We start from the raw sequence: 13,030 nt of genomic DNA, 5'->3' as shown, positions 1-13,030 counted from the left end.
CGCACACCATTCAATCATTCAACCACTCAATCATTCAACCATTATTAGATGAAAAACATCTATCTGATTGGTATGCCTTCTTCGGGTAAGAGTACGCTGGGGAAGCGTGTGGCCGATGCGCTGCATTACCACTTTGTTGATACCGACAAATTGATTGTACGCGAAGAGGGACGCTCGATTGCCGATATTTTTGCGCAAAAAGGTGAAGCCTATTTCCGCGAAGCCGAACGGCGGGTGCTGCGAACGATCCGCCCCGGCCAAAGCTTAGTTGTTTCGACGGGAGGGGGGATGCCCTGCTTTCACGACAACATGATCTACATCAATGCCACTGGCGTGTCGGTCTTTTTAGACGTATCCGTAGAAACGCTGGTAGCCCGGATGCTGCTTCATCAGGCCGACGACCGCCCACTCTATCGACAGGCTGACCCCGATTTGTTCAATACGCTGCAACAACGGTATCAGGACCGGCTTCCCTTTTATTCGCAGGCTCACATCACTGTCACGGGCGAAACCGACGAGGAAGACGTACTTCGGCAAGTGGGGGAATATCTTTGAACCAGGATTAGCCGGGATTTCTACGATTAAACAAGATTTAGCATCTTGCCCCGCAAGATGCAGGTGAGCAACTAAGCGCAGCGTAGCATCTTGTTTAATCGTAGAAATCCCGGCCAATCCTGGTTCAGAAAAATGTTCCTACCGACAGCATTAGATTCGTGGCGTTGTTGTTAATAACAGCCGAGCCGTAATCGGCACTATTGGGCAGGGTATAGGGCGTGGTGGCGGTGGTAAAGGTGCTGAATGTTCCCGACACGTCGGCGAAGAAACGCTCGTTACGAACACCCAAACCACCCGAAAACAACAACCGGCTCCGGTCGATATTGTCGAAACCAGTGCGATAAGGATCGGCTAAGTAGGCAACTCCCCCACGAACACGTAGCACATTGAAGCGAAACTCGGCCCCGCCCCGGAAGTTAATAACATTCTGATAGGTGTTCTGGACGGTGCTGCGGGCACTGTTGCGGAAGTTGCTGTTACCCTGCGCATCTAATTCACTCGTAGTAACGCGCATACCACCGTAGCCCACGTATTCTGCCGTAGCGGTCAGGAAGCCGATTTTACCCCCGCCCAGAAATACCGTAGCTCCACCCGATGCCCGCAACGGTGTCGTAACACTGTAGTTGAAATCGTTGGGTTGAACATTTACAGTGTTAGTAAAAAGATCATTTAATCCGGGAACCGGATTAGGCAGGCGAGGGTCTACACTCACGCTCTGGTTGAATGTTTCCCGAAAACTCATGAACGTCGGCGAGGCAAAAGTGGCCCCAATTTGTACCATCGGACTAAGCTTATAAATCGCTCCCGCTGAAATGTTGAAGCCATTGCCCGTTACGCTCAACTGGTCACGTTGTGAATAGCTGTTGAATACCTGACCACCCTGAATAAATTCGGCCAGCGTAAAATCGGTTGTGTAACGTGCCCGGGAAAGCCCTACGTTCAACCCTAAATACAGTTTGTCGTCTAAATTTCCGGCATAAGCAAACGTCCACTGCGATTGTGCGCCCGTAGCCTCGAACGTACCACGCTGGTCGCGGGGGCGATTGGCATCAAACCGCGTGTAGGGCGGGCCGCTATTTTCCCCATCCTGGTCAACAAAAGGCTCTCCTTCTAATAAGTACAACTGGTAGGCAGCCGCTAATAAGTCGGTTGCCTGATTTGTATTCCGGTCATACTCAGCATTGATTTGGCGACCCGTTACGTTGCGGTCATTAGCGTCTAAGATGATTGGGTCAACAAACGATGAGCGGTTGTTGCGGCCCTGAAAGGCGTATCGGTTGGCGTAGTTGGCGTTCTGGTGGTAGGTTACGCCAAATGTGGTTCTGCGCCACCGGCTACCCCGGTCGCCACCTCCGGCAAACACCAGACCCAGTTGCCCGATTGAAAACTTCGTGCTGTTGTCCGACAGCGAACTGCCCAGAAATGTCGATTGCGTATTTTTCAGATTAATCATCGGGCTGATGCTCAACTCCGAACGGTTATAGAACGCCAGTCCGGCGGGGTTGCCAAACGTGCTGCTGGCATCGCCACCAAGGGCGGTATGGTTGCCACCCAAGCCCCGAAAGCGGGCCGTACCGTTTTGCTGATAGTCTGAAAAGCGAAATGCTTCGGCTGCATAGATATTTTCCTGACCGAAAGATACCCCCGCGTTGAGCAATAGGGCACCGAGAACGAATAGCCGGGTCTTCATGAAAGTAGTGGTTGTATAGTGTCTGCCAACCCTTGGACAAGGTAGCGGGGCAGACGTTTAATTGTTGTTTCTACTAAACGAAAAATCCCGGCATTTGTCGCAAATGCCGGGATTTTCTATCAAATTATCGTTGACATTTAACGCGGGCCACGGCCTCCTCCGCCACTGCTGCCGCCAGAGTAGCCACCTCCGCTGCTACCACCAGAGTAGCCACCTCCTCCGCCACGCGAACCGCTATTTGATGGGGTCGAATAGCTCGGACTGGGTGAGCTATAGCTGCGTTGCGGAGCCGAATAGCTTGGCTGGCTGTAGCTACGCTGCGGAGCACTGTAACTCGGCGACTGGTAACTGCTCCGGCCACTGCTACCGCTGCTATAGCCGCCACCACCGCTGCCTGAATAGCTACCCCGGCTGTTCTGACGTGGTGCTGCGTAATATTCGTTCGAATTGCTTCGGTTATACGAAGGCGTCGAGCTGTTGTACGACGGAGTTGAGTTGCCGCTCACGCGCCCACCTGTGCCGCCGTTGTTTTCGTAGTAATACGAACCCCGGCTGTTCTGACGCGGGGCTGCGTAATAGCCACCGTTGCTGTTGCCGCGATTGCCATACGATGAACTGTTGTTGGTAGCATTGCCCGTGTAAGCAGGAGTACGACCACCGTTGTTGTTGGAACGGGGGTTATTTACAAAACTATCGTTGTAGCGGCCCGATGAGCCACCGTAGCGAGGTCCGTAACTCCGCGAATTACGATACGGGTCGGCTCCAATAACTGTTACGTTGTTGACAAAAACCGGACGACCCCAGCCACCGCCCCAGGTATTCCAGCCACCGAAGCCATTACCCCAGCCCCAGTTGTTCCAGCCGCCGAAGCCGTTGCCCCAGCCACCGCCCCAACCCCACGGGTTATAAGCTAAACTGTTGCCCCAGAACGGGTCGTAAAAACCACCGCCCCAGTTGTTCCAGCCACCACCCCAACCCCAGCGGTTGAAGCCCCACGGACTGCCCCAGCCGCCAAACGAACCAAACCCAACGCCAATGTTGAATCCGTTCCAGAAGCCAGTGTTGTTGAAGCCCCACCGGTTCCAGCTTAGTGCCGAGGTTTGGGCAGCATTGAAGCCGTTCACAAAACCAGCGTTGTAGGCATCAGTACCGTCACTCCAGCCTGGATCGGGCGATAGACCGCGCTTCAGTTTGCGGGCACTCAACTCCGAGTAATACTCGTCGGAGTTGGCCTCGTTATAAGGTTGCTCTTCCGAATAATCTGGATTGGCATTGCGGCTCAGGCGTTGTTGTTGCCGGTCGAACCGCTGTTGCTGCCGCGTTGGCCGTTGCTCAGCAACCGACGACGCGTCGGACGAATTGTCGGCTAAGACAACGGCGTTGGCCGAGTTACCGTACAAATCATCCACTTCGCCAACGTTCTGGGCGGTCTGACGGCTGGAGCTACAACTCCAGAAGCCCATCAGCAACGCCAGCGTCAGGTAGCGATATGCATGTTGTTTATTCATTTGGCAAGGGAATTTGCTGTGTTCAAAAATCTGGTGGTTTCCCGCCTGTGTCTATAACACAGAATGGGCTTTGATTGATTACAAAAATAGCATAAACGTCTATCTTTGCAACTCTTTGCCTATTAGATTCTGATTAGAATTGAAAGGTTTAATCTGGTTTTAAAAAAAGTTGTAGGGCGTACGGGTGTAAGGCTGGAAAGAATATATTGACACAAATGCTTTTCCAACCTTACACCTAAATACCCTATACCCTAATTTTATGGCGAAAGCAATTCCCTCCCGTAGTGAAAATTATTCCGAGTGGTACAATGAGTTGATTAAAAAGGCTGATCTGGCCGAAAATTCTGCCGTTCGTGGCTGCATGGTCATTAAGCCGTATGGTTTTTCGATATGGGAAAAAATGCAGCGGGCCTTAGACGATATGTTTAAGGAAACCGGTCATCAGAATGCCTATTTTCCGCTGTTTATTCCGAAGTCGTACCTGAGCAAAGAAGCCAGCCACGTGGAGGGTTTTGCGAAAGAATGCGCCGTTGTGACGCATTACCGCCTGAAAAACGCTGAAGATGGCTCCGGCGTTATTGTCGATCCTGACGCGAAATTAGAAGAAGAACTGATTGTTCGGCCCACGTCGGAAACGGTCATCTGGAGCACCTATAAAAACTGGATTCAAAGCTACCGCGACCTGCCCCTGCTCATCAACCAATGGGCCAATGTGGTACGCTGGGAAATGCGGACGCGGATTTTTCTGCGCACGTCCGAATTTCTCTGGCAGGAAGGCCACACCGCCCACGCCACCGCCGATGAAGCCGAGTCCGAAACCAGACAGATGCTGGAAATTTATGCCCGGTTTGCCGAAGAATGGATGGCGATGCCTGTGCTGAAAGGTCACAAAACGCCAAATGAACGCTTCGCCGGGGCCGATGATACGCTTTGCATCGAGGCCATGATGCAGGATGGCAAGGCGTTGCAGGCCGGTACGTCGCACTTTCTGGGGCAGAACTTCGCCAAAGCCTTCGACGTGCAGTTCCTGACCAAACAGAACCAGTTAGAATACGTCTGGGGTACATCGTGGGGCGTTTCGACCCGGCTGATGGGCGCGCTCATCATGGCCCACTCCGACGACGACGGTTTGGTATTGCCGCCCAAACTGGCCCCCATTCAGGTAGTTATCGTGCCGATTTATCGCAACGATGAGCAATTAGACCTATTGGCCGCCAAACTGAAACCATTAGTTCAGGAATTAAAAAAGGCGGGTATCTCGGTTAAATACGACGATTCGGACGCTAACAAGCCTGGCTGGAAATTCGCCGAATACGAACTCCGGGGCGTTCCGGTGCGGCTGGCAATGGGTGGGCGTGATCTGGAAAATGGCACCATCGAGTTGGCCCGGCGCGACCTGAAAACGAAAGAAACCGTACCCTTCGACGGGCTGGTAGAACGCATTCAAGTGCTGCTTGACGATATTCAACAGACGATTTACAATAAAGCCAAAGCCTTCCGCGAGGCCAACACCTTCCGGGTCGATACGATGGCCGAGTTTGAGGACCAGCTTGAAAAAGGCGGCTTCCTGCTGGCGCACTGGGATGGTACGTCGGAAACCGAAGAAGCCATTAAAGAGGCCACCAAAGCTACCATCCGTTGCATTCCGTTCGATCAGGAGCCGGAAGAAGGCGTTTGCGTGTATTCGGGCAAGCCCTCCAAAGGCCGCGTCGTGTTCGCACGGGCGTATTAACAAGTACATCGATAAACTCGTTGGTTTATGCGTTTTTACGCGTTGCTGCTGTTAGTCGGGCTAAGTGCCGGAGCCTGTACGTACCTGCCCGAACCGGAATCGGTAGCTGCGGGGACCACCGTCAGCGAAAATCGTACAGCCATTACGGTAACAACTACACGCGGTGTGGCTTCGACAACCGGGTTTATTTTCTATCCTGGTGCGCTGGTTGATCCACATGCTTATGTTGGTCTGATGGAGCTATTGGCCGATGCACCTCCCGGCTACCGGGTTTTCATTGCAAAAGTACCGGCTAACTTAGCCGTACTTCAGCCCGAAGCGGCCCGGTCAATTATGGACGAACACCCGGAAATTCGTACCTGGGTTATTGGCGGGCATTCGTTGGGTGGGGCTATGGCCTGTACGTGGGTTCGGCGCAACCCCGAATCGGTGCGGGGGCTGGTGCTGCTGGCCGCTTACCCGGCTGGAGCCGATAATCTGTCGGGATGGTCGGGGGGCGTTTTGTCGGTATACGGCACAAACGACGAGGTGCTTAATGCAGTAGCTTTAGCTGAGGCAAAAGACCGGCTGCCCAAACAGACCATTACGACTACGATTGCCGGTGGTAATCATGCTTATTTTGGCAACTACGGCGAGCAAAAAGGCGATGGAACGGCCACCGTCAGCCGCCGGGAGCAGCAGTTGGAAACGGCCCGTCAGTTTATCGGTTTTATGAAAACGCTTGGCTTATGAAACTGATTCGCTACGGTCTTTTGCTTGCTGGTTTGTATGCTGCGGCTGTTCAGGCGCAGCCGTCGGCGTTGCAGATTCGGATACAGCGGCTCGGTTCACTCCGCTATAACAACGTCAACGATCTGGGCTGGAACGGCTGGGCATTGCAGGTAGAGAAAAGCCATTCGGCCCCGAACGGCCTGGGCTGGCTGGCTGGGGCCGAGATGGGCTACACCGGATGGGGCAGTCAGGTTTTAGCGAAGGGCGGGGTGCAGTATCAGCTAACAAAATCGTCGCGCTGGCTGAGCAGCGTGCGGGCCTATGTCATGCCGGGTGCGGCTCTGTTCCGGCCCCGTCCTTTGTTTACGTACCGGGTTGGCGGTGAGGTTGTGGGTGCCTACAAACTTGGGAAACGGTTTGGGCTAATGGCAGCGGCTGGCATTGCCTACGCTGCCTGTCCGGCCTACGACCGTTATGGAAGCATTAATCGCTACGTTGATGTGCCACTGTCAGTGGGCGTTTTATTTACGGCATCACAAACTGCGCGATAGCTGTTGCCAAACCGGGTGTAAGGGGCAGGGTAGGGTCGGAGTAGGTTTTCTGCTTATCGGTCATGCTGTCGGTGGCGGCATCTTTCAGTACGTGCGTCATTCGGTCGAACAAAAGCAACTGCGCATCAGGTCGGGCAGCTTTCAGGCGTTCGGCTTCGCTGACAGCTACCTGGAAGTCTCGTTTGCCGTTGATAATTAACACGGAGCCTTTAAACTGTTTGATTTCCTGAGCCGGGTCATACTTCATCCAGGAAATCATACCCGGCTGGAGCGAAGGGCGTAACAAAGACAACAACAGCGGGTTTGGCGACTTGACCAACTGACCCGCCCGGAGCGAATCGAGACTTCGGTAGGCCACTCGACGCAGGGTATCGGGAAGGGTTTGCATCTGTGTTTTCAGCACGTCGGCGATGTTCTGACCCGCCCCGGCTATCGAAATAAAACCGCTGACATTTGTTTGCCTCGCTGCCAGCATACCCACTAAAGAGCCTTCCGAATGCCCGGCCACAACGACTTTGGAAAAGCGTTTGTCGGCCTGTAGTTGCCGGATGAAGCCAATGGCGTCACTAACGAAGTAATCGAACCGGAAATCCTGTTCGGGCAATTGCCTTGCCGCTTTCATCAGGTTGGTGCCAGAATAGCGTTTGTCGTAGCGGGCTACGGCAATGCCCAGCCGGTTCAGGCTATCGGCCAGCATGTTGAAGGCATCGGTTTTCAGGCCGTAGCCGCTGTTGCAGTCGCGGTCGGTAGGGCCAGACCCGGCAATGAGCAGCACCACCGGCACGCGACCTTTAGCATTGGCGGGCAAACTAAGCGTGCCTTCGAGCGTGACGCTGCTATTGGCGGGTTGCGTAATAGCATACTGAATCGGTTCTGTTGTTTGAGCCAGCGTAGCACTCGTCAGCAACAGTAGGAGGAAAGATAGGCAATGGGTCATGTACTATGAGGAAAGTTGCCGCCAAAATAGGCAGAAACAGAATCGACCAGCTTAATTTTTTTGAATAACACTCACGTTACCGCTGCCTTCTAAGTAGCATAGTTTCACTTCTTCGGGCTTTTCAACGCCTTGACCGCGCAACAGGCCCAATAGTTCATCTTCGGTAATCAGTTCCTTTTTCATGGTCTGTCGCTGCATCACGCCGTCTTTAATGAGCAACGCCGGTTCGGGCGAACTAAGCCGGTCGAACAGCACAGAGCGGTAGCCGAGCCAGTTGATGACGTAATCCCACAAAACCAGCGTTCCGACCAGCACGAACCCTTCGGTCACGGATTCATATTGACCAGCCATTGAATTTTGGGCAGCATCGGAAATAAGCGTAATCAGCAGAATATCACTGATGTTCAGTTGGCCCGAACTGCGTCGGAAGAACCGTATGTATAGGAAACAGAACCAGTACGTTATGGTGCCGCGAATAATCATTTCGGCCACCGACAGACTGGGTGTAAACATAGTATCCCAGTCAATCGACAATAATTTATCCATTTTGTGTAGCGTTGAGTCTGCTCGTATTAACTGATTTCAGACCTTTGGGTTTTTTAAGCCACAGTCGTTGTAACACAGAGGTGCACGGAGGTTGCACAAAGACACACAGAGAAAATTAATGAAAGAAGCTGCTCTGTGCATCTCTGTGCAACCTCCGTGTATCTCTGTGTTACAACAACTGTGGCAAAACCAAACACTACATGCTCGAAGAACGCATCCGCCAACTAATCGACAACAAAACCAAACCTCTCGGTGCGCTGGGCCGCTTAGAAGACCTGGCCCTGCAAATTGCCCTTCTCCAACAAACCGAAACGCCCCGTCTCGAAAATCCGCACGTGCTTGTTTTTGCCGCCGACCACGGGCTGACGGCTGAGGGCGTAAGTGCCTATCCCGCCGACGTAACCTTCGGCATGGTGCATAATTTTATGGCGGGCGGGGCTGCTATCAACGTCTTTTGCAAACAAAATGGCCTGAGTCTGCTGGTGTGCGACGTGGGCGTAAACGGCAGCTTTGACCAGGCCGGGCCAACGTTGGTAAAGTACAAAATCAGGCCCGGAACACGCAACATGCGCTACGAACCGGCCATGACGCCCGACGAATGCGCGGCTGCAATGGACGCGGGCCGAACGCTGGTCGATGGGGTGCGGCACCGGGACTGCAACATAGTTGGCTTCGGCGAAATGGGTATTGGCAACACCTCGGCGGCTGCGTTGCTGATGCACCGCTTCACGGGCTTTCCATTGCCGCAGTGCGTTGGGCGCGGCACGGGTCTCGACGACGCGGGTGTTGCGCGGAAATTGGCTGTTTTACAAGCCGTTGCCGAACGTCACGCCGATGCTACGCAGCCACTCGACGTGCTGACGGCTGTGGGCGGGCTGGAAATTGCGGCTATTGCGGGTGGAATGTTGCAGGCCGCCGAAAACGGCATGTTGATTCTGGTCGATGGGTTTATTGCTACGTCGGCCCTGCTGGTGGCCCATGCGCTGAACCCGTCTATTTTGAAAAACTGTATTTTCTGCCACCAATCAGACGAAGCGGGGCATCGGTTCATGCTTGATTTTCTGGGCGCGAAACCGTTGCTGAATCTTGACCTGCGGCTGGGTGAAGGCACGGGCTGTGCGCTGGCCTATCCACTCATTCAGGCCGCCGTTGGGATGCTCAACGACATGGCAACAATGGACGTATTATGAACTTATTTTTCACGGCGTTGATGTTTTACACCCGCCTGCCGGTGCCTAAACACATCGACCACTCACCCGACGCGCTTAACCGGGCTACCATCTTTTTTCCATTTATCGGTTGGATTGTTGGCGGCATTGGCGTTGGCACATACTGGCTCGGCACGGTGCTGTTTCCGCCCGGCAACCTGCCCGTGCTTTTTAGCATGATTGCCACTATCTGGGTTACGGGCGCGTTTCACGAAGATGGTTTTGCCGACGTGTGCGATGGTTTCGGGGGCGGCTGGACCCGCGAGCAAATCCTGAGTATTATGAAAGACAGTCGGCTCGGTACCTACGGCACCATTGGGCTGGGGTCGCTGCTGGCAGTTAAGTTTTTCGCGCTGCAATCCATGCTCTCGGTCGAAGCGTTCGGCTGGGCGGTAGCTCTGAAATACGTCTCGGCACACAGCCTGAGCCGCCTGACGGCCACGACGGTGATACGCGCACTGCCCTACGCCCGCGAAGACATGGACAGCAAAGCCAAGCCTATCGCGCAGGGTATCACGGGCGGGCAGTTAGCCATTGCCGCGTTGTTTGGGCTGGGGCCGCTGCTGGCGTTGATGGCCTACACTGGCCTGTGGATATATGCCCTGTTTCTGATTCCGCTGGCGTTAGTGCGCTGGCGACTGATTGCATTCTTCAAAAAATGGCTCGGCGGCTACACTGGCGACTGCCTCGGTGCCACGCAGCAACTCGCCGAAGTGGTGGTGTATCTGTCGTTTGTGTCGCTGCTGTGGGTGTCAATATGAAAACTATTACACTGAGATTCACTGAGAGAAGGGAGATGCACAGAGTTTTATTTTTAGTCTTTGCGGATCTCCGTTTCCTCTGTGAATCTCTGTGTTATAACTCTTTAAAAAACCTCCCGTGCGATTTTCATAATGTTATCGGCTTTGCCCATCGTATAGAAGTGCAACACAGGCGCACCACCGGCAACGAGTTCGCGGGATTGCTGAATGCTCCACTCAATGCCAACCTGCCGGGCCTGTTGGTCGTTTTCACAGGCTTCAACGGCCCGTACTAAATCGGCGGGCATTTCGAGATGAAAAATCTTGGGCAGAATCTGTAACTGCTTACGGGTACTGAGGGGTTTCAGACCCGGAATAATCGGGATGGTGATGTCATGCTGACGGCATCGGTCGACGAAATCGAAGTATTTCCCATTGTCGAAAAACATCTGCGTCACGATATAATCAGCTCCCCGGTCGACCTTCTGTTTCAGGTACTCGAAATCGATGTCGTGGTTTTCGGCCTCGAAATGTTTTTCGGGATAGGCTGCTACGCCGATGCAGAAGTTGCTGGGTGCCAGTGCGGTATCTTCTTCGTGCAGATAAACGCCCCGGTTCATGTTGGCAACCTGCTCAACGAGTTCGCTGGCGTAGGCATAGCCGTTTTCTTTCGGTTTGAAAGTTGTGAACGGCTTGGCCGGGTCGCCCCGCAGCACGAGCGCATTGTCGATGCCGAGGTAATGCAGGTCGATGAGGAAATCTTCGGTTTCTTCGCGGGTAAAGCCGCCACACAGCACGTGCGGCACGGGGTCAACACCGAAACGGTGCATAATGGCTGAGCAGATACCGACGGTGCCAGGCCGTTTGCGCGTCACAATTTTCTGGATGGTTCCGTCGGGCAGGGGCCGCTCAATGTATTCTTCACGGTGGTACGTAACGTCGATGAAGGGCGGCTTGAACTCCATCAGCGGTTCGATGTTATCGAGCAGGCTTTTCAGGTTGTCGCCTTTGATAGGCGGAATCACTTCAATCGAAAAAATTGGCTTGCCGTTCGCAGCCTTGATATGGTCGGTAATTTTAGTCATTACATCGCAAAGTTAACGCGAGAACACGGCCAATTGCAGGTAAATTCCCGATGCCTGCCCGTTGCTCCAGGGCTGTACGTCGAGCCGCTGGCCCAGGTCGCTCCGGTTTTTCACTTCGTGCAGTTTTGGAATGCCCCAGCCCAGCAGCGAACCAATCGTGGCCCCGGCCAGCAAATCGGTAGGGTAATGTTGTCCGCCTGTGTAGCGCAGCACCGCCGTCGTCGTTGCCAGCCCCAGCGAACCAACCCAAACCACAGGCTTCCATTTCGACTGCGGAAAATAATGCCGGAACACCTCACTCGTAAACACCGCCGTAGCGAAGGCGTTGGTGGCATGTCCCGAAGGAAAAGACTGCCGCGCTTCGCGGTCCAGTTTTTCGGCCAACGGCGCGTCGGGGTTATACGCAAAGGGGCGGGTGCGCTGCACAATGTTTTTAACCGAACGCTGAACGCCATTTGCCAGCAGAACGGTCTCGATATACATCACCCCCACCGTTTTCCAATCCTGCCGCATGGGCTTCGTGCCGAGGGTGAGCAGCCCCAGGCCAGCCACGCCACTCGCCCAGGTAACGTCGCTCAGGCGGTCGTATGTGTGGCTGAATCGGTAGGTGGCCGGGCGGTCAAACGCTGGTATATCGTTACGGTTCAGGCTGTTGATTTGGGCTACGGTGAGGGGCGTTACCTGTTTTTCAAGTACGAGTGCCGTAATGCCCGTTGCCGCCCCCGCGCCGAAAATTGCCAGTTCGCGGCCCGTTTTCAACGCGTAGGGCGATTGGGCCTGAACGGAAATGAAAAATGAAAAGTAAAAAATGAACAAGAAACAAAAGCGGGTTGCTTTGGGGCGAAATGGGTTCATTAGGCAAAGATACCGTCAGATCACTAACTTCTTCATATAGTCGGCGTCGGCCTGCATACTTGCCATCGGCGAAACGGGGTACTGCTCCTGTTCCACCAGAAAGTACTTCATGCCATTGTCTATAGCCGTGTTCAGGATGTGCCGGTAGTTTACTACGCCCTTGCCCAGATCAGCCTGTACAACTTTGCCATCGACTTTGTTAAAATCTTTGATGTGGCAGAGTTCGTAGCGTTTGCCGTATTTTTTGAGGTGTTGGGCGGCATCCTGTCCGGCGGCTTCGATCCAGCACAAATCCAGTTCAAACATTACGTTCTGCGGGTCGGTATTTGCCAGCAGGTACTCCTGCGGAATTTGACCGTCGAGCGGCTTGAACGAGTAGTCGTGGTTGTGGTAGCCAAACTTCAACCCGCCTTTACGAACCTGTTCGCCAGTTTTGTTGAAGTCGTCGGCAATACGTTTCCAGTCGTCCATCGATTTCTGCGGACCAATATACGGGCAGAGCAGATAACTCAACCCTGCGCCGTTTGCCATGTCGATGCTTTTGGCGAGGTCTTTCCGAAAATCGAAGTGCGTACTGACTAATTTCACACCCATATCACCGAGAAAGCTTTTAATTTCTTTCGGCTCCATGCCCCATAAAAAGCCCTGCGGTCCGCCGTAACTCTCAAACTGTTTGTAGCCCATTTTAGCGAGTTGCGTCATAATGCCTTTGGGGTCTTTGGGCAGCAGGTCGCGAACGCTATACAGTTGAACACCAAATGGTTTGATTGATTTCTGGGGCGAAGCGGCCAGTACATCGGAGCCGAAAGCGAAAGTGCCAGCCGTTAGTAGACCGGCCTGTTGAAGAAATGAACGTCGTTGCATAGTGATAAAAGATTTGCCTATACAAAAGTATCTTTGCGTTTCTGAAAA

Annotated in this window: 13 protein-coding genes; 6 read left to right on the top strand and 7 right to left on the bottom strand. The window is 53.6% G+C overall.

The window, feature by feature from the left end; all coding sequences use genetic code 11:
- Positions 1-48: 48 nt before the first annotated feature.
- A complete protein-coding gene (locus tag AWR27_RS08475; RefSeq protein ID WP_077130776.1) occupies positions 49-555 on the top strand; it encodes a shikimate kinase in 507 nt (168 codons plus the stop codon).
- A 124-nt stretch (positions 556-679) separates the two neighbouring features.
- On the opposite strand, the gene AWR27_RS08470 is transcribed toward AWR27_RS08475, so the two are convergent.
- Complete coding sequence (locus AWR27_RS08470) at positions 680-2,245, bottom strand: hypothetical protein (RefSeq protein WP_077130775.1); 1,566 nt, start codon at positions 2,243-2,245, stop codon at positions 680-682.
- A gap of 137 nt (positions 2,246-2,382) precedes the next feature.
- On the bottom strand, positions 2,383-3,753 hold the full coding sequence (locus AWR27_RS08465) for a hypothetical protein (protein WP_077130774.1): 1,371 nt from the start codon (positions 3,751-3,753) through the stop codon (positions 2,383-2,385).
- Positions 3,754-4,012: 259 nt separating this feature from the next.
- Here AWR27_RS08465 and proS point away from each other — a divergent pair, with 259 nt between their 5' ends.
- From proS to AWR27_RS08450, 3 genes are read left to right on the top strand one after another with little or no spacing between them, the layout of a single operon-like run.
- Complete coding sequence (proS, locus tag AWR27_RS08460) at positions 4,013-5,485, top strand: proline--tRNA ligase (protein WP_077130773.1); 1,473 nt, start codon at positions 4,013-4,015, stop codon at positions 5,483-5,485.
- A gap of 27 nt (positions 5,486-5,512) precedes the next feature.
- Entirely contained in the window at positions 5,513-6,217 is a 705-nt protein-coding gene (locus AWR27_RS08455; protein WP_077130772.1) for an alpha/beta fold hydrolase, read from the top strand.
- The gene (locus AWR27_RS08450) at positions 6,214-6,747 is read left to right on the top strand and encodes a hypothetical protein (protein ID WP_077130771.1); all 534 of its coding nucleotides are present in this window, start codon (positions 6,214-6,216) and stop codon (positions 6,745-6,747) included. Before AWR27_RS08455 ends, AWR27_RS08450 begins: the two co-directional genes overlap by 4 nt.
- Here AWR27_RS08450 and AWR27_RS08445 read toward each other — a convergent pair.
- Positions 6,722-7,684 carry an alpha/beta hydrolase family protein gene (locus AWR27_RS08445; RefSeq protein ID WP_077130770.1) on the bottom strand — a complete coding sequence of 321 codons (963 nt, stop codon included), beginning with the start codon at positions 7,682-7,684 and terminating at the stop codon, positions 6,722-6,724. The two genes, AWR27_RS08450 and AWR27_RS08445, sit on opposite strands and share 26 nt — an antisense overlap.
- A gap of 51 nt (positions 7,685-7,735) precedes the next feature.
- Positions 7,736-8,230, bottom strand: a complete 495-nt coding sequence (locus AWR27_RS08440; protein ID WP_077130769.1) for a DUF421 domain-containing protein — start codon at positions 8,228-8,230, stop codon at positions 7,736-7,738.
- Positions 8,231-8,430: 200 nt separating this feature from the next.
- Between AWR27_RS08440 and cobT the strand changes: the two genes are divergently transcribed.
- Together cobT and AWR27_RS08430 are read left to right on the top strand one after the other, a co-directional pair.
- The gene (cobT, locus tag AWR27_RS08435) at positions 8,431-9,420 is read left to right on the top strand and encodes a nicotinate-nucleotide--dimethylbenzimidazole phosphoribosyltransferase (RefSeq protein ID WP_077130768.1); all 990 of its coding nucleotides are present in this window, start codon (positions 8,431-8,433) and stop codon (positions 9,418-9,420) included.
- Positions 9,417-10,199 (top strand): adenosylcobinamide-GDP ribazoletransferase, encoded by a 783-nt coding sequence (locus tag AWR27_RS08430; RefSeq protein WP_077130767.1) that lies wholly within the window; start codon positions 9,417-9,419, stop codon positions 10,197-10,199. Before cobT ends, AWR27_RS08430 begins: the two co-directional genes overlap by 4 nt.
- Positions 10,200-10,303: 104 nt before the next feature.
- Here AWR27_RS08430 and metF read toward each other — a convergent pair whose 3' ends face one another.
- The 3 genes from metF to AWR27_RS08415 are packed head-to-tail and all read right to left on the bottom strand — an operon-like array spanning position 10,304 to position 12,982.
- Positions 10,304-11,263: a methylenetetrahydrofolate reductase [NAD(P)H] gene (metF, locus tag AWR27_RS08425; protein ID WP_077130766.1), complete on the bottom strand. Its 960-nt coding sequence runs from the start codon at positions 11,261-11,263 to the stop codon at positions 10,304-10,306.
- 12 nt (positions 11,264-11,275) lie between these two features.
- Positions 11,276-12,118, bottom strand: coding sequence for a phosphatase PAP2 family protein (locus tag AWR27_RS08420; RefSeq protein WP_077130765.1), 843 nt, complete (start codon positions 12,116-12,118; stop codon positions 11,276-11,278).
- Positions 12,119-12,133: 15 nt separating this feature from the next.
- Positions 12,134-12,982, bottom strand: a complete 849-nt coding sequence (locus tag AWR27_RS08415) for a sugar phosphate isomerase/epimerase family protein (RefSeq protein ID WP_077130764.1) — start codon at positions 12,980-12,982, stop codon at positions 12,134-12,136.
- Positions 12,983-13,030 lie beyond the last annotated feature (48 nt).

Source organism: Spirosoma montaniterrae, from assembly GCF_001988955.1.
Taxonomy (GTDB): domain Bacteria; phylum Bacteroidota; class Bacteroidia; order Cytophagales; family Spirosomataceae; genus Spirosoma; species Spirosoma montaniterrae.
The sequence above is the reverse complement of the archived record's forward strand: the minus strand, read 5'-3'. Positions and strand labels throughout refer to the sequence as shown.